This window comes from Micromonospora sp. NPDC049529 (assembly GCF_055586685.1).
The window spans coordinates 307,654-326,669 of sequence record NZ_JBVJHT010000006.1; the positions used below are offsets into that span (position 1 = coordinate 307,654).

General features: G+C 69.4%; 18 protein-coding genes and 1 pseudogene. 11 read left to right on the plus strand and 8 right to left on the minus strand.

Annotated features, from left to right (window positions below; genetic code table 11):
• Window positions 1–645, minus strand: a complete 645-nt coding sequence (locus tag ACZ6QQ_RS12840; protein ID WP_465876141.1) for a dihydrofolate reductase family protein — start codon at window positions 643–645, stop codon at window positions 1–3.
• 90 nt (window positions 646–735) lie between these two features.
• Here ACZ6QQ_RS12840 and ACZ6QQ_RS12845 point away from each other — a divergent pair.
• The 3 genes and pseudogenes from ACZ6QQ_RS12845 to gap all read left to right on the plus strand — a co-directional run.
• Window positions 736–1,479 (plus strand): annotated as a pseudogene (locus ACZ6QQ_RS12845) (class I SAM-dependent methyltransferase); the annotation flags it as partial.
• Window positions 1,480–1,587: 108 nt separating this feature from the next.
• The gene (locus ACZ6QQ_RS12850) at window positions 1,588–2,190 is read left to right on the plus strand and encodes a TetR/AcrR family transcriptional regulator (protein ID WP_465876142.1); all 603 of its coding nucleotides are present in this window, start codon (window positions 1,588–1,590) and stop codon (window positions 2,188–2,190) included.
• On the plus strand, window positions 2,187–3,191 hold the full coding sequence (gene gap, locus ACZ6QQ_RS12855; RefSeq protein WP_465876143.1) for a type I glyceraldehyde-3-phosphate dehydrogenase: 1,005 nt from the start codon (window positions 2,187–2,189) through the stop codon (window positions 3,189–3,191). The genes ACZ6QQ_RS12850 and gap overlap by 4 nt, the downstream gene beginning before the upstream one ends.
• Window positions 3,192–3,206: 15 nt before the next feature.
• On the opposite strand, the gene ACZ6QQ_RS12860 is transcribed toward gap, so the two are convergent.
• Window positions 3,207–4,415 (minus strand): helix-turn-helix domain-containing protein, encoded by a 1,209-nt coding sequence (locus tag ACZ6QQ_RS12860; protein ID WP_465876144.1) that lies wholly within the window; start codon window positions 4,413–4,415, stop codon window positions 3,207–3,209.
• A 180-nt stretch (window positions 4,416–4,595) separates the two neighbouring features.
• Between ACZ6QQ_RS12860 and ACZ6QQ_RS12865 the strand changes: the two genes are divergently transcribed.
• From ACZ6QQ_RS12865 to ACZ6QQ_RS12875, 3 genes are all read left to right on the plus strand, one after another.
• A complete protein-coding gene (locus ACZ6QQ_RS12865) occupies window positions 4,596–5,177 on the plus strand; it encodes a DUF4240 domain-containing protein (RefSeq protein ID WP_465876145.1) in 582 nt (193 codons plus the stop codon).
• A 156-nt stretch (window positions 5,178–5,333) separates the two neighbouring features.
• Entirely contained in the window at window positions 5,334–5,915 is a 582-nt protein-coding gene (locus tag ACZ6QQ_RS12870; protein ID WP_465876146.1) for a DUF4262 domain-containing protein, read from the plus strand.
• Between the two features lie 183 nt (window positions 5,916–6,098).
• Window positions 6,099–6,548: a hypothetical protein gene (locus tag ACZ6QQ_RS12875; RefSeq protein ID WP_465876147.1), complete on the plus strand. Its 450-nt coding sequence runs from the start codon at window positions 6,099–6,101 to the stop codon at window positions 6,546–6,548.
• Between the two features lie 273 nt (window positions 6,549–6,821).
• Here ACZ6QQ_RS12875 and ACZ6QQ_RS12880 read toward each other — a convergent pair whose 3' ends face one another.
• On the minus strand, window positions 6,822–6,998 hold the full coding sequence (locus tag ACZ6QQ_RS12880) for a hypothetical protein (protein ID WP_465876148.1): 177 nt from the start codon (window positions 6,996–6,998) through the stop codon (window positions 6,822–6,824).
• A gap of 402 nt (window positions 6,999–7,400) precedes the next feature.
• Between ACZ6QQ_RS12880 and ACZ6QQ_RS12885 the strand changes: the two genes are divergently transcribed.
• Window positions 7,401–8,075, plus strand: coding sequence for a TetR/AcrR family transcriptional regulator (locus ACZ6QQ_RS12885; protein ID WP_465876149.1), 675 nt, complete (start codon window positions 7,401–7,403; stop codon window positions 8,073–8,075).
• Window positions 8,076–8,148: 73 nt separating this feature from the next.
• Window positions 8,149–9,165 carry an NADP-dependent oxidoreductase gene (locus ACZ6QQ_RS12890; protein ID WP_465876150.1) on the plus strand — a complete coding sequence of 339 codons (1,017 nt, stop codon included), beginning with the start codon at window positions 8,149–8,151 and terminating at the stop codon, window positions 9,163–9,165.
• 233 nt (window positions 9,166–9,398) lie between these two features.
• On the opposite strand, the gene ACZ6QQ_RS12895 is transcribed toward ACZ6QQ_RS12890, so the two are convergent.
• Both ACZ6QQ_RS12895 and ACZ6QQ_RS12900 read right to left on the minus strand, forming a co-directional pair.
• Window positions 9,399–9,968 carry a hypothetical protein gene (locus ACZ6QQ_RS12895; RefSeq protein WP_465876151.1) on the minus strand — a complete coding sequence of 190 codons (570 nt, stop codon included), beginning with the start codon at window positions 9,966–9,968 and terminating at the stop codon, window positions 9,399–9,401.
• A 167-nt stretch (window positions 9,969–10,135) separates the two neighbouring features.
• Window positions 10,136–11,170 carry an ArsR/SmtB family transcription factor gene (locus ACZ6QQ_RS12900; protein WP_465876152.1) on the minus strand — a complete coding sequence of 345 codons (1,035 nt, stop codon included), beginning with the start codon at window positions 11,168–11,170 and terminating at the stop codon, window positions 10,136–10,138.
• Window positions 11,171–11,611: 441 nt separating this feature from the next.
• Between ACZ6QQ_RS12900 and ACZ6QQ_RS12905 the strand changes: the two genes are divergently transcribed.
• Window positions 11,612–12,100, plus strand: a complete 489-nt coding sequence (locus ACZ6QQ_RS12905; protein ID WP_465876153.1) for a DUF2690 domain-containing protein — start codon at window positions 11,612–11,614, stop codon at window positions 12,098–12,100.
• A gap of 769 nt (window positions 12,101–12,869) precedes the next feature.
• Window positions 12,870–13,919: an NAD(P)/FAD-dependent oxidoreductase gene (locus ACZ6QQ_RS12910; RefSeq protein ID WP_465876154.1), complete on the plus strand. Its 1,050-nt coding sequence runs from the start codon at window positions 12,870–12,872 to the stop codon at window positions 13,917–13,919.
• A 396-nt stretch (window positions 13,920–14,315) separates the two neighbouring features.
• Here ACZ6QQ_RS12910 and ACZ6QQ_RS12915 read toward each other — a convergent pair whose 3' ends face one another.
• Window positions 14,316–15,398 carry an aldo/keto reductase gene (locus ACZ6QQ_RS12915; RefSeq protein WP_465876155.1) on the minus strand — a complete coding sequence of 361 codons (1,083 nt, stop codon included), beginning with the start codon at window positions 15,396–15,398 and terminating at the stop codon, window positions 14,316–14,318.
• Window positions 15,399–15,526: 128 nt separating this feature from the next.
• On the opposite strand from ACZ6QQ_RS12915, the gene ACZ6QQ_RS12920 reads away from it, so the two are divergent.
• Window positions 15,527–16,420, plus strand: coding sequence for an AraC family transcriptional regulator (locus tag ACZ6QQ_RS12920; RefSeq protein ID WP_465876156.1), 894 nt, complete (start codon window positions 15,527–15,529; stop codon window positions 16,418–16,420).
• Window positions 16,421–16,947: 527 nt separating this feature from the next.
• Here ACZ6QQ_RS12920 and ACZ6QQ_RS12925 read toward each other — a convergent pair.
• Both ACZ6QQ_RS12925 and ACZ6QQ_RS12930 read right to left on the minus strand, forming a co-directional pair.
• Entirely contained in the window at window positions 16,948–17,940 is a 993-nt protein-coding gene (locus ACZ6QQ_RS12925; protein ID WP_465876157.1) for a hypothetical protein, read from the minus strand.
• An 11-nt stretch (window positions 17,941–17,951) separates the two neighbouring features.
• Complete coding sequence (locus tag ACZ6QQ_RS12930) at window positions 17,952–18,872, minus strand: glycosyltransferase family 2 protein (RefSeq protein WP_465876158.1); 921 nt, start codon at window positions 18,870–18,872, stop codon at window positions 17,952–17,954.
• Window positions 18,873–19,016: the final 144 nt, after the last annotated feature.

Below are 19,016 nucleotides of genomic sequence, written 5' to 3' on the forward strand. Positions count from 1 at the left end.
TCATCGCCTCCAGAACAGGAGGTGGGTGACTCCGCTGGGGCTGGGCACCGTGTCGAGGTGGAAGCGGTCGAGCAGCTCGGTGTGGCTCTCCCACAGCCGCTCGCCTCGACCGAAGTCGACCGGCGCGACGGCGACGTGCATCGTGTCGACCAGGTCGGCCTCGATGAACTCCCGGATGGTGGCGACTCCGCCACCGAGGCGTACGTCCCGACCGTCGGCGGCCTGCTTCGCGCGGGTCAGCGCCTCGGCCGGGCTCGCGTCGAGGAAGTGGAAGGTGGTGTCGGCCAGGCGCAGGGACGGGCGTTCGTGATGGGTGAGCACGAAGACCGGCGTGTGGAAGGGCGGGTTGTCCCCCCACCATCCCTGCCACTCGTGGTTCTCCCAGGGGCCGCGCTGGGGGCCGAACTTGTTACGACCCATGATCTCCGCACCGATGTTGTGGTCGTAGTCGCGGGTCAGGTAGTCGTCCAGGCCGCGACCGCCGCCGGGTTCCGTCCGGTACACGAAGCTGGCGGTGGCGGCCCGCCAGGCGAACAGGGGGCCGGGGTCGGCGTGACCGAAGGGCCGCTCCAGGCTCTGCCCCTCACCGGTGCCGAACCCGTCACGTGACACGCAGAAGCTCTGCACCCTCAACAGCTGTTGCACGTCTCCCCCTCGGGGCCTGATCAGCACTTCCGCCCGAACCTACAGCGCGCGGTACGGTACTAGCCTGGCGGCATGCCGCAGACGACCGGGTATCCAGGGCAGTTGTACGACACCATCGGCGCCACCTACACCGTGACGCGGCGCACCGAGCCTCGGATCGCCGCAAGGGTCTGGGCCGCGCTCGGCGACGCGCGGACGGTGTTGAACGTCGGGGCCGGCACCGGCTCCTACGAGCCCTCCGACCGGCGCCTCGTCGCGGTGGAACCGTCGGCGCTCATGCGGGCACAACGTCCTGCGGGTGCGGCGCCGTGCGTGGCGGCCACCGCGGAGAGCCTTCCGTTCGAGGACCAGTCGTTCGACGCCGCGATGGCCTTCGCCACCATCCATCACTGGCCGGATCCGATCGCGGGTCTGCGCGAGATGCGGCGCGTGGCCCGCCGGGTGGTCGTCTTCACCCACGACACCAGCGACGCCGGTTGGCGTCATCGATTCTGGCTCACCCGCGACTACCTGCCCGAGGTCGCCGACCTTCTCGTCGACCGGCCGACGGTGACCGAGTTGGCCGACGCGATCGGGGCCCGGATCGAGCCGGTGCCGATCCCGTGGGACTGCGTCGACGGTTTCTTCGAGGCGTACTGGCGTCGGCCGGAGGCGTACCTGGACGACGGTGTCCGTCGGGGGCTGTCGGTGTGGGCCAGGGTCGGGCCGGAGGCCGAGCAGCGGGCGGTGCGCGGCCTCCGGGACGATCTCGCCTCGGGCCGGTGGGCCGAGCGCAACCGCGACCTCGTCGCCCTCGACACGGCAGAGCTCGGCCTGCGCCTGCTCGTCACCTGAGCCTCCGCCGCCCGGCCACCTTGCCGGCTGCGGACCCCGACGACGGTCACGGTCGCTCTCGGCACGAGGTTGCACTGTACCTACTGGTATGTACGGTACACTGGCGCCATGGACTCGCGACAACTCCTGGTCGAGACGATGAGCGAGCTCATGTGGGAGCGCGGCTACGCCGACACGAGCCCGCGTGACGTGCGCGAACGGTCCGGTGTCGGCCAGGGCAGCATGTACCACCACTTCCCGACCAAGCGGGACCTGGCGGTCGCCGCCCTCGAACGCAACGTCGCCGACCTGCTGCCGGCCACCTCCGAGCTCGACGGTCCGGGCGACCCGATGGCGCGGATCGAGGCGTACCTGATGCGTTCCCGCGACGCCCTCAAGGGTTGCAAGGTCGGCCGGATGACCCAGGACCCACAGGTCCGCGAGGACCCGGTGCTGCTCGCCCCGGTGGCCCGCGCGTTCGCCCAGGTTCACCTCGGTTGGGTGAGGGTGCTGCGCGAGGCCGTCGACGCGGGCGAGCTGCGCGGCGACCTCGACCCGGAGCGCCTCGCCCACACCCTGATGGCCGTCCTCCAGGGCGGCTACGTGCTCGCGATCGCGCAGCAGGACCCCGGCCCGTTCGACGACGCCCGCACCGGCGCCCTCGACCTGCTCCGGGCGGCGGCACCGGCCGCACCGAGCGACAAGAACGAGAAGAGGAAGAGAACGTCATGACGGTACGCGTAGGCATCAACGGGTTCGGACGGATCGGGCGCAACTACCTGCGCGCCGCCCTGGCGAACAACGCCGACGTCGAGGTGGTCGCGGTCAACGACCTCACCGACGCCCGTACGCTGGCCACCCTGCTCGAATGGGACTCGGTTTCCGGCCACCTCGACGGCGTCGCCTTCGACGGTGACGCGATCGTCGTCGCGGGCAGGCGCACCAGGGTCTTCGCGCAGTCCGACCCGGCCACCATCCCCTGGGGTGAGGTCGGCGCCGACGTCGTCATCGAGTCCACCGGACACTTCACGGACGGCGTCGCGGCGGCGGCCCATCTCAAGGGCGGCGCGCGGAAGGTCATCATCTCGGCGCCGGCCAAGGGCGACGTCCCCACGTTCGTCCTCGGGGTGAACGACGACACGCTCGACCCGGACGGCCACGACGTCTTCTCCAACGGCTCGTGCACCACGAACTCGCTGGCACCGCTGGCGAAGGTGCTCAACGACTCGTTCGGCATCGAGTCGGGACTGATGACGACGGTCCACGCCTACACGGGCGACCAGCGGCTCCACGACGCCCCGCACTCCGACCTGCGCCGGGCCCGCGCGGCAGCCGTCTCGACCATCCCGACCTCCTCGGGCGCGGCGAAGGCGATCGGCAAGGTCATCCCCGAGCTCGACGGGCGTCTCACCGGCGCCGCACTGCGCGTCCCCGTCGCGGCGGGCTCGATCACCGACCTCACCGTGGTCCTCCGGCACCGTGCCGGCGTCGAGGACGTCAACGCGGCGTTCCGCGAGGCGGCCGGCTCCCAGCGGCTGCGCCACTATTTGCAGTATTCCGAGGCGCCGCTGGTCTCGGCGGACATCGTCGGCAACCCCTACTCGTCGATCTTCGACGCGCCGCTGACGCAGGCCGTCGGCAACCAGGTCAAGGTGCTCGGCTGGTACGACAACGAGTGGGGATTCTCCAACCGCCTCGTCGAGTTCTCCGAGCGGATCGGCGCAGCCGGCTGACGCCCACTGCCCGCCTCAGGCCGTGACCTGGAGGCGCTCGGCCAGGCCTCGGAGTTCCGTGCCACCGGCATGCCGGTTCGAGCGGTCAAGCAGGGCGCGGGTGGTCTCGCGGGCCAGGGCCGAGGTGTGTACGTGCTGGGGCGCCAGCCGTTCGGCGGTGAGCAGGGCGCGGATCGCCGCGCGGTCCCGACCACGCAGCCGGGTCAGGGCCCGCGCGGTGTCGGCGTAGTAGAACACCTGCCGGAAACCGGCCGGGATCACCGCCGGGTCCGTGGCGCGGGCGATCTCCACGGCCCAGCCCGGGTCGCCGCCGTCCGCCTCGATGCCGATCCGCCAGATGGCGACGTTGGTCGGACCGAAGTACAGGCCCTTCGTGGAGGTCTCGCCGGTGCGTCCGGCCAGCCCGGCGGCCTCGGCCAGCCAGGCCCGGCTCTCGTCCGGGCGTCCGCAGCCACGGCTGGCCATCCCGCAGACCAGCAGTAGTGAGCCGAACACCTCGGAGCCGCCCGCCTGGTTCAGGTGTCCGCGCAGTTCGTCGACCGCGCGCTCGGCCAGGGTGAGTCCCCGCTGGTAGGAGCCGCAGCCGGCGGCCGCGCAGGCACGCGCGTAGGCGGAATACGCCCGTAGCACCGGGTCGTCGCCGGCCTCGGCCGCGTCCCGGCAGCGCTCGGCGCCCAGCCACGCGTCCGCCGGGCGGCCGAGGTTGCGCAGCACCGACGAGGCCATGAACGTGACGTCGCAGAGCAACCGCACCGCGACCGCGCGGTCCGGACCGGCGATCTGCGTGTGTAGGTCACGGAGCAGTTTCGGCATGAGGCGGGCGGCGCCGGCATAGTCACACGCCTGCCGCAGCGTGTCGACCAAGGTGACCGTACGCGCCAGCTCGGTGACCGGGGACGAAGACCGGGCCCCCGGTTCGGACAGGTCGATGTCGACCAGGGCCTGCCGGATGGCGTGCACGTCCGCGTGCGCGGCCACCACGTCTCGATCGGCCGCCGGCACCGGCACCCCGGTCAGCTCGGCCGGCGCGCAATCCAACGCCGCCGCGATCTCGGCCAGCGTGAACCGGTTGTCGGCAGCCTGCCTGCCCCTCTCGATCCGGCTCCAGGTGGCGTGCGAGATCCCGGCGCGGCTGGCGGCGTACCGGATGCTCCAACCGCGAAGCAGGCGGCGCGCCCGGATGCGCTCCCCGATGCCGGGGTCACCGCTCGGTCGTGGCGTCATGGCCGGACGGTATCCCGCTCACCCGCCGGTCGCGGTACATGCCCGTACCACCGCCGGGCTGATCCGGGGCTCTGTCGATACCGCATTCTCGCCGCCTACATCGCCTCCGGAACATCACCACGGAGGCGGCGAGCGGATCCGTTGCGAAGATGCCGAGGAGCGGATGCCTACGCTGCCGCTGTGGACGTAGACGATTTCTGGACCTTCATCGAGCTCTCTCACCAAGCCGGACCCAAGCCCGGCGACCGCGAGAAATTCCTAGCTCACCGGCTCAGCCGGATCTCCCGCTCCCACCTGCTCGACTTCGTCCAGCACCTGTCCGCGACCCGGGAACCGGCCAACACATACCGCCTTTGGCGAGCCGCGGACATCCTCATGGAGGGCGGCTGCAGCACCGACGGATTTCACTACTTCCAGATGTGGCTTGTCGGGCTCGGCCGCACAGCGTACGAGCGAGCGGTCGCCGACCCCGACAGCCTCGCCACGGTTCCGGCCGTACAGCGCCTGGCGTTGCTTCCACGTCCCTGGGGGGACGACGACTACCCCGCGTGGGAGTCCCTGGAATACGTGGCCCGCGAGGTCGGCGACCAGCGAGCGGACATCGACGGAGACGTCCGCGATGTCGTGGCCGAGGAGCGCGGCGTAACGCTACGCATGGATCCCAATCCTGACGACCTCGACTGGGCCCGACTTAACACCGAAGCGGTGGCCCTGCGACACCCCCGCCTATGGGCACTGTTCAACGAGCACGGCATCGCATAGGTGCCCTAAACGTGTCCGCTTTTGTCGAGACGTGGATGGCATGGACGACGAGGTTTCAGCGGTTTGTTTCGATGACCGGTCCGGCCCGGCGGGCCACGGTGGTTGGAAGGACTGATCGTCCGCATGGCGTGGATGCGACCTCTGTACGATCTGCGGATGCCCGACGCGCCTGACCGTGGGTGTCACTGCCTGCTCTGTGAAAGCGACGTCACGCCGCAGCGTGGGTTGCAGCCGGCCGAACATGCCTGGCCGGAGCGCGAGCGACGCAACGCCGGGCTGGTGCGTGAGTACGGTTGGGGCGTCACCGGTGTCCTCGGAGTGACCACGGGCGACTGGGCCTACTCGATCGGCCTCTGGCACAGTTACGGCAGCGTCGAAGTGTGCCTGCTTGGCATCCCACAGCAGCGGGCCATGACGATCGTCAACACGGTCGGCGGCTTAATCCGTGACGGACAACCGCTGTCCCCGGAGCGTCGGCTGGGCGGTGTAATCGAAGGGCACGAACTCGCGCTTGCTCCGGTTCATAGCAGTTGGCATGAACGACTGTTCGGCGCGGCCATCGACTTCTACCAGCGACCCCCATTCCCGGTCGTGCAGCTGCTCTGGCCGGACAAGGCAGGCCGTTACCCACACTCAAGCGCATCGTGGACGGCGGACGACCGGTCAACGGTGTTATTCACGATCATGATGGCAGTTGGCAGTTCCTCGACGGCGACCCGACCGAGCAGCCGGAGGTGACAACCGCGCACCTCGCCCACCTCGTGGCTCATCACGAGGTCACACAGTTTTTGGATCTGCCGTCGGGCTGGCACGCCTGGCGGCAGGCTGACGGCAGTTGGCTGCGCTCAGCCGTCGAGCCGTGATGGTGCTGTGAGGCATCGAAATTCAACGAAGGTACCGGTTCCCACGACACGCACCGCTGTGAATCTCGGCAAGTGGGACGCTGTCGAATACGAAAGGCTCCTTCGCGAGACAAACGTAAACGCCACGGCGGTATGGTATTTGACATGCGAGCTTTCCCGTAGCGCGAACCTCGTAATCGAGGCGGTTCGAGGAGAGCTCGATCCACTGTACCGCCTCGACCAAGGCATGGTGCTGACTCGTGATGGGGACGGAATTCTGGTCGACCTGATTCGCCTCGACGAATATCAAAACTGGAATTGGGAGGCTCCACCCCTGGTTCCTTCACTGCCGAAAATCCGGGAGGTTGTAGTTGCGGCGACCGAGCCGAACGACACCCGGGTCCAACACGTAAATCCGCGAACCCTGAGCTTCAAAATTAGTGTTCAATCCAACGAGACCCCCTTACTTACATGCCGCCGTCCGGGTGCACAGGAGACACCGATCGTTCGTGGCAGGATCAAGGCGTGACAGACCCAGCTCGCGAGCTCGCCGATCTCCGCGCTTGGCTAACTGTGGCGCTTCGGCTGGCGCAGCGGGAACCCGGTCCCGATGGCCTCACGATTCTCGCAGTGCCGTCCGACCGTGAGTTGATCGATGAGGTCAAAAGGCTGCGGCGGCTGGCCGATCAAGCGATCCCAGCGACAACGCCCGCCGAGTGACGTCCGCTTCGGCCGCCAACAGCTGTCCCTGGTCATGACGTACGTACGCTGTCGCTCGGCCAATGGCTTGCCGAGCCTGCCGCTACGTCGCGGCGGTCGGGTAACCGATCGCCGCGATGTCCTTCCGCAGGTCGGCGACGGTGAGTCGAGGGTTCAGGGTCTGTATCACGGTGTCGGTGAGCGGGCGGTGGTCGACGACATGCTCGACTGCCGCCCGATCTGCCGCGAGCGTGCGCGCCCGCGCCGGAGTGTCCGTCACCCTCGGTAGTTCTCGGTGCTAGTACGGCCAGATGAAAGGACGTCCGGTCGTGCCGAGAACCGGGGCATCCGGTCATGTTCGGCAAGCTGTGGACATGTCGGCGCTACTGTGCGTTCCACAGACCGGGGTCGTCGTCGTGGTTTCTGGCGCCCTTGCGCGTGGGTCAAGCAGGCGGAGCAGCCCTGCGACGTTCGGCGGGCGCGCAACTCGCCATGGCACCGCAGTCGGCAACTGATCGTCCGGTACCGCGCCCATCACGGCAGCGAGCGTGCACCACCGGCGACGAGTTCACTTCGTGTTCGGGCCGGCTCTGCGCGGTGCTTCCGGTGCGGTGTCCGGGCCCCGTTCTGTCGCCGGGATCACATAACTGGAATATATCGTTCCAGTTGCTACGCTGTCTCAGTGGACAGCACCGACCCCGCCGTGTCCGATCGACCGCTGCGGCGTGACGCGCAGGTCAATCGACAGCGCATCATCGAGGCCGCTCGTGACGTGTTCGCGGCGCGCGGGCTGTCCGCGACCTACGACGACGTGGCACAGCAGGCCGGCCTCGGCGTCGGCACCGTCCACCGCCGCTTCCCGGCCAAGGAGCTGCTGCTGGAAGCCGCCCTCGAGGAGCGCCTGGAGCAGCACGCCACGGCGATCGAGGCGGCACTGGACGCGCCGACCGGCTGGGACGGGTTCGTCTGCTTCCTGCGACGCGCCGCCGAGTTGCACGCCGCCGACCAGGGTGTACGCGATATCGAGCTCGGCGCCGACTTCGACGCGCGCTACCTCGCCCGGATCCGCGACCGGATCATGCCGGTCATCGGGCGACTGGTCGACCGCGCCCATGCCGAGGGATCATTGCGGCGCGACGTCACCGCAGAGGACGTACCCCTGCTCCTGACGATGATCAGCGAGGTCGCCCTGCACAGTCGCGAGGTGAGCCCCGGGGCCTGGACACGCTACTTGCAGATCGTGATCGACGGCATGCGGAACGTGCCCGGCACGGGCGATCTCGGAACGCCGATGAACCGAGCCGACGTCGGCGCGCTCCTGCGGCAGTGGCTGCCCGGCATCCCGCGTCGCGGCTAGAGCCAATCCGCGACGCGACTGCGGGCTCCGAGCGTTGGGCACTGCTCAATTATTCCTTCTTCCCGGAGTTGATATGCGCGCCTATGAATTCACCGGCTTCGGCGGGCCGGAGGTGCTCCGCCTCGGAGCCCGCGACGAGCCGGTCCCGGGCCCGCACGAGGTGGTTGTGGACGTCCGCGCGATCGGCCTGAACCCCATCGACATCCTGCAGCGGTCCGGCACGTTCCGGTTCGCCAATCCGACGCGGTTTCCCGTCGTGCCGGGCAATGAGTTCTCCGGTGTGGTGTCGGCGGTCGGCGCGGAAGTGACCTCCCTGTCCGTCGGCGACGCCGTCTTCGCCCGTACGGACAAGGCACGACTCGGAGCGCTCGCGGAGCGGGTCGCCATCGAGGAGAGGCTGGTGGCACCCATGCCTCGCAGCCTCGACTTCGTCACTGCCGCGGCGGTCCCGCTCGCCGGCACGACCGCCCTGCAGGCGATCCGCGACGTGCTGGACGTCCGACCGAAGGACCGCCTGCTGATCACCGGCGGCTCCAGCATGGTCGGCATGTTCGCCATCCAACTCGCCGCGCGCGCCGGCGGGCACGTGGTGGCGACAGCCTCGTTCAGCAGCGAGTCACTGCTGCGTGGGTTGGGCGCCGACGAGGTCATCGACTATCGCACGCAGGCGATCGACACCGGTTCCCGGGTTTTCGACAAGGTCTTCGACCTGGTCGGCGGGGCACCGGCCGCCGCACTCTCCAGTGCCGTCGCACCCGGTGGTCGCCTGGTCACCGTCTCGGCGACACCCACACCGGGATCCGTCCGCCACGACTACACCATGGCCGTGTGGCGGGCCGTGCTGTTCGAGACGGCTCTCCGGCTCGCCACCCTCGGCCCGCGACGCCATGCCCGCAGGGGCGGCTACACGTACCGGTTCCTCTCCATGCGCCCGAGCGGCGACGACCTGCGCGAGCTTGGCTCGCTGATCGACGACGGCGCACTGCGCGTGAAGATCGACAGCACCTACGACTTCACCCAGGCGGACGAAGCCCTCGCCCGCGTCGAGACGCGCCGGGCGAAGGGCAAGGTGGTCCTCGTGCTGCCCTAACTTGACTCTGCCGGGGATCTTGGTCGCCGCTCGCGTTAGCTGACCGCGCGCCAGGACATCAGGCGCCGGCCCAGCTCCGGATCAAGCTCAGGGGCTCGTCGGCGACGTACTTGGCCTCCGGTCCGTGGGCGAGGACGCCGGCGATCTCCGTGGTTTCGCGCTTGATCCGGTAGACGAGGCTACCGCCCCGGACGATCGCCGGCGTACCACGGAGAACCGTGGCTTGAGAACCCCTAGGGTTGCGCGGCGTGCAGTGTCGGAACCCGGTCCTTCCACGCCTGGGCAACCTCGTGCGGCAGATTAGTGGTCTCGATGCCGTCGTGGCGGCGTTCGATGTCCGCCCAGATCTGCCCGACGAGCCTGCTCACCAAGCCTCGGAACGTGCTGTAGCCCAGCGCTGGGCGTCGTTCGTCGAGGTATCGGATCAACAGGTCGCCGACCGTGATCGCACCAGTCGCCACCCGCGCCCCGCCGACGCCGAGCACCACCAGGTCACGGATACGCGTGTTCCTGAGGTGGTGGCGATTCACCAGCTGCGCTGTCGTCCACTGCCCGGTCCGCAGAGCCGCGCGCAGTGACGTCTTTTGCGGAAGGATGTCGAAATCGACGAGCATCTGCCCCGCGGCATGCGCGCCGCTGGCGCAACGTTCCCGCGCGCGTTTCACGGCCTGCTGCTGGAAGTCCAGCATGTCGCCGGTCGTGGTGTCGTGCAGGTCGCCGCCGAGGTGGATCATCAGTGCGGTGAGTATGTTCAGCGCCGCTCTGATCTGCTGGGCGTTGACCTGCCCCTTCTGAGTGGTCACTGCCGGTCCGCGACTCCGGGCGCTGTGTCGCAAACCCCTCCTTGGCCTTGCTGCCAAGGCGCTCGATCCGCGTGGGATCGATCGTCTCCGGCTCAGCCGAGTGTTCAGCTTCAGGGGCCGTATCCAAGCCGGTTTCCGAATCGTCGTCGACCAGGACCTCGCGATCGTCATCGCTCAGGGGACGAGACTAGGTGGGAAAGGCCGTCCAGCGTGGCATCGGTGCGCGCGGTGCCGAGGATCTCCGCGCCGAGCGGACGCAGACTGTGCAGTACCGAACCGCCGAGGCGCCGGGTGCTGATCAGGCCCGCGTTGCGCAGTACGCTCGCGTGCCGACTGGCCGAGGCGATCGACACCCCGACCCGTTGCGCCAGTTCGGTGGTGGTGCAGCCCGCGTCGACCGCCTCCAGCACGGCCGCCCTGGTCGGCCCGAGCAGGGCGACCAGCGGCGCGTCGGGTGAACAGGCCGGCCCAGTCGCCGTTGCCCCCAACGGACCGAGCCGATCCGCCACCGGATACACCAGCACGGGTGGCAGGTCGGGTTCGCGCAGCAGGGTCGGTTGCTCCCAGCAGAAGAACGACGGGATCAGGCTCAGTCCCCGCCCGTCGAGGTGGACGTCCCGGGTGACCCGGAAACCGTGCACCTCCAGCACGGGTGGCCGCCACCGCAGGTCGGGATGGAGCGAACGGATCATTCCCTCGATGCCGGTCGTGGCCAGCACCCGGGTCCGGGCGAGCCGCTCGGCGTCGGTCGCGGCCTGGATCCGGCTCGCGTACGGGGCCACCGCGACGCGGTGGTAGTCGCGTACCGTCGTGGCGAGCAGGCGCAGGCTCTCGCGCTCACCGTCGGCCAGCGACCGGGTCCAACTCGACAGCGGGCGGTACGCGGCGAGTTGGCGCAGGTCGCTGCGGAGCCGCTGCCGAGGGGTGGCGAGCAGCGCCTCGATGCCGGCGTCCAGCCCGTCGGCACCGGCCGTCGGGGTGAGAAAGTCCGGCGAGTACCCGTACGGCGGGGCCAGTTCGAGCAGCGGTCGCAGGGTCGGGGACAGCCGTCGCCGTACCGTGTTCCGCCACCGCTGAAAGATCGGCCCGCCGGTCCGGGCCTGCAACAGGTGCAGGCTGAGCAGCGTCTCCCACATCGGGTCCGGACCGCCCGCCAGCCGGAGACGGACCAGGTCGCGATCGGTGAAATGTATCCGGATCATCTCGGGCCTCCCCCTGACCGTCGCTCATCAGCCTGGTCCGGGCCGACGATCCTCCGCAAGCCGATCGACCGCCGTCTTCGGTCGGGGATACGACGCCTCGGCCTCGTGGGCGTGGCTCGGGTCTGCCGACCACCCGCGACGGACCGGCCACCCGTGCCACGGACCGCTCGCTCGTGACCGGACCGCTCACTCGCGACGGCCACGAGAGGCCCCGCTCGGTCACGACGGCCACGACAGGACCACTCGGGAGCGACGGGACCGCTCGTGAGCGACGGGACCGCCGTCGACCGTGGGCTTTGCGGCTCCGTCGAAAGGCGTCGCCCCAAGGGGCGAGGTGGGGCGAGCCTGGAAGCGGACACGAGCCGGCGGCGGGACAGCCGCCACCGTCCGGTCCGCGGATGAATCGCATTCGCGACGACACTTCCAGAGAGGTACGAAGAGATGCGCATGCAAACCCAGGCGGCGAGCCGCTCGACGACGCTGCCGAAGAGCGGCCTACGGCTGCTGATCCTCGCGTTCGTCCTGGTCGCCGGTGTGCTGAGCGCCGGTCCCGCCTCGGCGACGCCGTCACAGGGTGCAGCGGTGGGCACTCTGGTCACCTGCTCCGGCAACTCCTGCAACTACCAGGACCCGCAGGCGACCGGCTGTTCGGCCGGTGCCGCCAACTTCGACGAGTGGACATACATGGGGTACCGGGTCGAGCACCGGTATTCGCCGACGTGCCGGGCGGTGTGGGTACGCGCCACGTACGTCTCGGGCAACGTGGCGTCCTTCGGCGCCCATCTGGAGACCAGGCTGACCGCGGGCAACGTCCGCCAGTACGTGACCTGGCGCGGCAACAGCGGCTGGTCGCGGATGTACTCGTCCGCCTACTACAGCCGGGCGGTCGCGGTCACCAGCAGCGGTACCCACTACGGCCCCTGGCTCTAGCCGACCGGCCCGCCGGCAGATACGGTGGCCACCGCGTGGTCGTCCGGTCCGACGACCGGCGAGCGCGCGGTGGCCGCACCGTCGGTCGGTGCTCCTGTGGCGCGGTGCGCGATCCCGACACCGGCGAACCCGGCCAGCGTCGGCTATGCGACGTCCGGCCGGATCATCAGCGGTGACAGCGGGTGCAATGCCAGACTGGGGCTGTTCAGGGGTACGGTGTTCCATCTCGCGACCGCTGTCCCCGCGTCGGCGTCGACCACCAGCCGCACCCGGTGCGGGGTGGTGAGGACGCAGAGGGACAGGGCGGCCGAGCGGTGCGCTTTCCCGCCATGCGCCGTGGCCGACCTCGACCGAGCGCGACAACCGCGCGGGACGACAGGCCCGAGGCAGCCGGTGTCGGGCGCGGCAGGAGGGTGCGCTGAGGCGGCATCCAGGCACCGTAACAACACCGCCGACCGGGTTACGAGGCATTATCTCGTGTCGATGCCCGAGGCGTCGACCCCGGTCGTCAGCCGGCCACGACCGTCGACCTGTCGCCGTTCGTGCAGGCAGACGACGAGCCGATACGCTCGGTGTTCGGCGTCCCGACGTGCCTGCATCCAGGACTGTCGATGTCGAGATGTGTACCTGGCGGCGGGACGCTCGGAAGTGCCGTTGACAGCGATCCGATCAACATTCGCTCGGTGAGCACAATGCGCCATCTCCATAGCAGTATTGCCCTAACTCCTCGGATCGAGTCGATTGCTGCTGCTCAGGAACGGATGTCGCCATGTCTCACTCCCGGTTCGCTCAGTTTGGCGGTGGTGCCACATCGAACGAGACGGTCATCGTGGTGGGCGCGGGCATCGTCGGCGCCTCGGTGGCGTATCACGCTGCCCGGGCCGGAGCCGTCGTGACCCTCGTCGACGCCGGGCGGCCGGGCGGCGGCGTGACGGCGGACTCGTTCGCCTGGATCGGAGCGTCCGGCGTACGCACCGGTCCGGCCGCCGCGCTGCGGGCGACCGCGACGCAGGAGTACCGCCGGCTCGAAGCCGAACTCCCGGGACTCCCGGTGAACTGGTCCGGCTCCCTGTCCTGGGGCGCGACGGACACCGTGCCGGAGGCGGGGCCCGGGCAGGAGATCGTGGACGCGGCCACCGTGGCGACGATCGAGCCCACCCTGCGGCAGCCCCCGGAGTGGGCCGTCTGGGCACCCGGTGACGGCTCCGTCGACCCGGTGGGCGTGACCGAGCGGCTGGTCACGGGTGCCCGCGCCCACGGCGCCCGGGTCCATCCGGACACCCCGGTCACCGCGGTCCGCCGGGACCCCACGGGTCGGATCGCCGGGGTCGAGACGACCGCAGGACCCCTCTCCGGTACGACCGTGGTGCTCGCGGCAGGGGTGGCCACGGCCGAGCTGGGCGCACCGCTCGGCATACGCGTCCCGGTCGAACCGTCGCCAGCGACGCTCCTCCGGCTCCGCGCTCCGGCCGGCCTGGTCCGCACCGTGGTCAACACCCCGGACTTCGACCTCCGGCAGGTCGCCGCGGACCAGCTACTCGCCGCCGCGGACTCGCCCGAACGGACCCTCGCCGCCGTCCGGTCCACCTTCCGCGGCACCGCGAACGTCGAACTGCTCAGCACCAGGGTCGGCGTACGCCCCATGCCGGTCGACGGCGAGCCGATTGTCGGCCCTGTCATCGAGGTGCCCGGCCTCTACGTGGCGGTGCTGCACTCCGCTGTCACGCTCGCCCCGGCGGTGGGCCGCCTGGTCGCACGGGAACTGGTCGACGGCGCCGCCGAGCCGCTGCTGGCAGGCTGCCGTCTCGACCGCTTCTGAACGGGGCTGACAGGGGTGTATCCCACTGGCTCACCGACGGAGGCGCCGAGCCCTGCGCCATCCGGGTCAGGAGCGAGGGCCCAGCAGCCTTCCGGATCTGCTGCGCACCGCGCGCGTACCTCGGTTCTGCCCTGACCGATCGTAGTCAGACTGCGTAAGCCATCGGGACGATAAGGACCGCCCGCGCGGGCGGGCGGCCCTTATCGCTCACGACGATGCTCGCTGGCGAAGAGCGGGTTCCGGGGTACCCGAACGTTTCCGATCAGGGCCGCTGCGAGCCTGAGGCGGCGCACCAGCGAGCCTTGCAACGGGCCAACCAACCGTGCCGCGGTGGGCGTGGGTCACCCACCGGCCGGTGGACGTAGCCGCCCTTCGGGCCGACGCCGTCAACCGCTGTCAGTACCGGGTGGAGCTGGCCGCCAGCAGGGGTGAGACGGAGGTGCGGACGCCGTCGACGGTCGCGCCGGCGAAGGCGAGCATCGGTGCCAGCAACTGGTTGTTCGCCGCCGGGAAGTTGAGCGTCGGCTCCGACACCTTGTTCAACGCGGCCATCTGCGCCGGGCTGAGCTGTACGTCCAGCGAGGCGAGGTTGGCCCGGAACTGATCCACCCGGCGCGCGCCGATCAGCGTCGAGGTGACCCCCGGCCGCTGGCGTACCCAGGCGAGTGCGGCTGCCGCAGGAGTGACGCCGACCTCCTGAGCGACCTCCTCCAGCACGTCGATGACGTCGTAGTGTGCTTCAGTCGGCCCGCCGACCAGACCGCTACGCAGGGTGTCGATAGGGCCGGGGCGGCGGCGCGAGTACTTTCCCGACAAGAAGCCGCTCTTCAGCGGGCTCCACGGCATGACGCCGAGACCATGCTCCTGCGCCATCGGAATGAGTTCACCCTCGCTGGTGCGCTCCAGCAGCGAGTATTCGACCTGCAAACCGATCGCTGGCGCCCAGCCGTGCAACCGCGTCGTCATCTGTGCCTCGGCGGCTTTCCAGGCAGGCAGGTCGGAGAAGCCGACGTAGCGGATCTTTCCGGCCGTGACGAGGTCGTCGAGGGTACGCAGAGTCTCCTCGATCGGCGCTGTGCGGTCCCAGTTGTGCAGCCAGTAGATGTCGATGTAGTCCATCCGCAGCCGGCGCAGCGAGTTCTCCAGGGCGGCCACGATCGACTTTCGTCCGGCGCCGCCGCCGTTCGGGTCGCCCTCGAAGAGGTTGGCGAAGAATTTGGTACCGATGACCACCCGGTCGCGCAGTCCGGCGCGGCCGGCGAACCAGTCGCCGATGATCTTCTCCGAGTGCCCGTTGGTGTAGATGTTCGCGGTGTCGATGAAGTTGCCACCGCGATCCAGGTACTCGGCGAGGATCGCCTCGGACTCCTCAACCGATGCACCCCAGCCATGATCCTCGCCGAACGTCATGGCACCTAGGGTCAATGGGCTCACCCGCAGGCCCGACCGGCCGAGGCTGATGTACGAATCCAGAGACATGCTCTGCTAGCCCTTCTGATCTGGTTTTTCCTGTCCTCTCCATTACACCCGCTGCCGGTGGGAGCCGGTAGGCGAATACCTCCGCCGTCTTGCCTAATCCTGCCACTCATGCAAGTGTGAGTGCTGATATGAGCCATCTCGACGAACTCCGGACCCTCATCGCCCGACACGCCACCGGCCGCTACCGGGAGACCCGGCTATCCGGAGTGGTGGTGATGGAGTCGCACGCCCCGACCGAGCCCCTGACCGCGGTGGCGCGGCCGTCCTTCGCCATCGTCGCCCAGGGCACGAAGCGCACGGTCCTCGCCGAGGAGATCTTCGACTACGGCCCGGGGCAGTATGCAGTGATCTCCCTCGCCCTCCCCGTCACCGGCCACATCCTGCGGGCCAGCCAGGACCGGCCGTTCCTCGGCATGGGGCTGGCCCTGGACCCGGCCGCAATCGCGGCCCTGTTGCTGGAGGCCCCGACCGACGTACGCACCGACGCCTCCGGCGTCGCGGTCAGCGACGCCACCGACGACCTGCTGGACCCGGTCGTACGGCTACTCCGCCTACTCGACCGCCCGGAGGACATCCCGGTGCTGGCCACGCCCATCAAGCGGGAGATCTTCTGGCGCCTGGTCAACGGCGCACAGGGCGCCACCATCCGCCAGATTGGTCTCGCTGACAGCCGCCTCTCCCGCATCGCCCGAGCCATCCGACACATCCGTACCGGGTATGCCGAGCCACTGCACATCGAAGGACTGGCGAAGACCGCGGGGATGAGCGTCACTTCGTTCTACCGCCACTTCCGCGCCGTGACGACGATGAGCCCATTGCAGTTCCAGAAGCAGATCCGGCTACAGGAGGCGCGCACCCGCCTGATCGCGGACTCACGCGACGTCGCGGCGGTGGGCCGTATGGTCGGCTACGACAGCCCCACCCAGTTCAGTCGGGAATACCGTCGCCTGTTCGGCACACCGCCCGGCCGGGACGCCGCCCGTCTGCAGGCCCTACCGCCCATGGACCCCACCATGGTCTGAGCGAGACCATGTTCCGCACGACCGGCCGGTGGCAGATCCGAAGGATTTCACGAGGTTGCCCGGATGCAGCGTGACGGAGACTGCGCGCCGGTCCGCGAGACGGAGCCGTTGCTCCGACGTGGTCCCACAATGGAACTCGACGGCCGACGGCCAGTGGGAAACTCGCCGACGTCATCGAGCCGAGCTCCGTGCTCCCCGTAACGGCTCGCCAGAAGCGGTGAAGATCGCAGCAAAATCGCGATCCGCGTGGCCGGTCCCGATTCCTGCGAGAACGTACTCCAACTCGGTCGCGGCCAACGTCAGCCTGCCGACAGCCAGGACCGTCTCGTCGGAAAGTAGCTGCACCGGCCAACCGTAGCGGGCTCGGTCCCTTCGAGCTTGGGCACATGCCGCCGATTGCGCGCTGCCGGCTTCGAGGCACCCGTCACCATCGGTGACCGTCAGCGGTAGTACGTCGAAGTGTGAGGACGTCCGGTCATGCCGAGTCGGGTGCGTTCGAGGCCGGCAAGGCATGGAGGGAGGCCGCGTCACTGCATAGCGGTGGCCGAGGGATGATCGAATGATTCGGGGCAGCGGAAGATATACAGCGAGTAGCCACGCCCGATCTGCACGCCGACGGTGTCCGGGGACGCGGTCGGGTTCTCCTCGGACGGGCGCCAGCTGCAATGCGTACCGTTCCAGTCGCCCGAGTCCACCGTGAAAATCAAGGTCATCGCGGTGCCGCAGGCAGCACAATCCATCGGGTACGGATCGGTCAGCGACCAGTTCGCGTACCCGCCGACCTTCCATCCCGGCGCCAGCGACAGGTCGGTCTGGTAGTGGGGACGGCTGTCTTCGTCTTCGTCGTTATCCCACTCCGCGAGCCGCTCGCGCAGGTCATCGGGGAGCAGGCCGGCGTATTGGTACTCGCGAACCTGCTCGGGGTGCACCACGCACGGAACCGGCAGGTACATGTCGCTGATCACCAGCGGCTCGGGAGGCGCTTCGAGCAGCGGGCCGACAGTCGAACTGTCGCGCCAGTAGAGGAAGACGCGGGGGCTGTAGTGCCGGTCCGTGTGGTCCACCGGGCACCACAGCACCTGGAGCAGGTCGGTGCCGTCCGGACCGGCGTAGTCCGGGATATCCCGCCGGTACAGCTGCGCGACCGGGACCAACGGCATCGGGTCCTCGATCAGGTCGTCCAGGTCCAGAGCGTCGGCCGCATCGAGCTCGGCCCGCTCCTGCGCGGTCAGGAAATCCCCGCCCGGCAGCGGCTCCCGGGCTTCCGCATTCGCGAGGATCTCCCGCCCGCGTCGCACAGCGGCCGGCGTGGTCAGGTTGTACGGCTCGTGCGCCCCGGCATCGTCGCAGACCGGCCACATCTCGTCGGCCGGCCACAGCAGCGGTCCGCCGACCGAACTGTCCGCAACGGTCGGAGCGCCGGGCCGGGGATGCAGGCGGGTAGCGGTGGTGGAATGTTCCCGCAGTTCGGGGAAGAGCGCGGTGATGTCCAGGGGACGCGGAGGTGTGGTGCGGACCATAGCAGTGGATCTTAAGACCCACGTACTGGTCCTGGGCTCTTCGCAGCGCCGGGCAGCTCGGCGGCCATCGGGTTCTTCCGGGGCGGGGCGGCGACGTAGGCCGGGTGGGTCCGGTGCAGCGCCCGGAACGACGGGTAGCAGAGCATGATCAGCCGGGTGGTGATCCAGGCCCGCCAGTAGCGGGCGCTGCCGGCCCGCCGCGAGTGGCTGGCGTAGCAGGCTTCGATCATCGTCAGGTACGCCCAGAAGTCGCCCGGGCGGTTACGGAAGCGGCGCGCGGAGGTGGTTGCCCGGAGCCCGGCGCCGAAGACCACACGATGGCCGGCCCGGTGCAGGTGGATACCGAGGTCGAGGTCCTCGTGGTAGCGGCGGTCGTCGCAGAGGTCGGCGCGGACGGCGTGCCAGTCCCGGGCACGGATCGCCATGTTCGCGCCGAAGAGCCAGTCGAGCCGATGCCGGCTCGGCAGCGCCCAGGCCCGGCGCAGCATCAGGTCCACCGTGTTGAGGGCCGCCGGCAGGCGAATGTCGTAGTAGGTCACCGGCCCGGTCGCCGCCGCGACGGTGTCGTCGGCGAAGACCCGGCGGACCTCTTCGACCCAGTACGGCGGCAGCCGGGTGTCCGCGTCGATCCGGCCGATGACGTCACCGGTGGCCGCCATCAGACCCCGGTCGCGGGCGGGCAGCACGCCCAGCCGCGATTCGGTCAGCAGTACGATCCGATCGGCGTACTCGGCCAGGCGGGCTCGGGTGGCGTCCGTGGAGGCGTTGTCCACCACGATGATCTCGTCGGCCGGTGTCGTCTGCCGGAGGACCGCTTCGAGACACGGGCCGATGGAATCCTCCTCGTTGTGCACCGGCACGACGATCGAGACTCTCGGTGTCCGGGCCGGAACCGCCGCCGCATTCTCGGATGGGTGAGCCGCACCGGTCACGTTCCGCTCCCGTCCTCGAAGGTTGGCGGTGTGCTGGGCAACCGCAGCGTTGGCACCACCGCCGATCGCGGGGGGGGGGGGGGGGGGGGGGGGTGAGGGGGGGGGGGGGGGGGGAACAAAAATTGGTGGGAGAGAGTCCGTCTT

Excerpts from the sequence above, each read along its gene's own strand:
- ACZ6QQ_RS12850 (WP_465876142.1), top strand. The coding sequence starts at position 1,588 with ATGGACTCGCGACAACTCCTGGTCGAGACGATGAGCGAGCTCATGTGG.
- gap (WP_465876143.1), top strand. The coding sequence starts at position 2,187 with ATGACGGTACGCGTAGGCATCAACGGGTTCGGACGGATCGGGCGCAAC.
- ACZ6QQ_RS12860 (WP_465876144.1), bottom strand. The coding sequence starts at position 4,415 with ATGACGCCACGACCGAGCGGTGACCCCGGCATCGGGGAGCGCATCCGG.
- ACZ6QQ_RS12870 (WP_465876146.1), top strand. The coding sequence starts at position 5,334 with ATGCCCGACGCGCCTGACCGTGGGTGTCACTGCCTGCTCTGTGAAAGC.
- ACZ6QQ_RS12890 (WP_465876150.1), top strand. The coding sequence starts at position 8,149 with ATGCGCGCCTATGAATTCACCGGCTTCGGCGGGCCGGAGGTGCTCCGC.
- ACZ6QQ_RS12900 (WP_465876152.1), bottom strand. The coding sequence starts at position 11,170 with ATGATCCGGATACATTTCACCGATCGCGACCTGGTCCGTCTCCGGCTG.
- ACZ6QQ_RS12905 (WP_465876153.1), top strand. The coding sequence starts at position 11,612 with ATGCGCATGCAAACCCAGGCGGCGAGCCGCTCGACGACGCTGCCGAAG.
- ACZ6QQ_RS12910 (WP_465876154.1), top strand. The coding sequence starts at position 12,870 with ATGTCTCACTCCCGGTTCGCTCAGTTTGGCGGTGGTGCCACATCGAAC.
- ACZ6QQ_RS12915 (WP_465876155.1), bottom strand. The coding sequence starts at position 15,398 with ATGTCTCTGGATTCGTACATCAGCCTCGGCCGGTCGGGCCTGCGGGTG.
- ACZ6QQ_RS12920 (WP_465876156.1), top strand. The coding sequence starts at position 15,527 with ATGAGCCATCTCGACGAACTCCGGACCCTCATCGCCCGACACGCCACC.
- ACZ6QQ_RS12925 (WP_465876157.1), bottom strand. The coding sequence starts at position 17,940 with ATGGTCCGCACCACACCTCCGCGTCCCCTGGACATCACCGCGCTCTTC.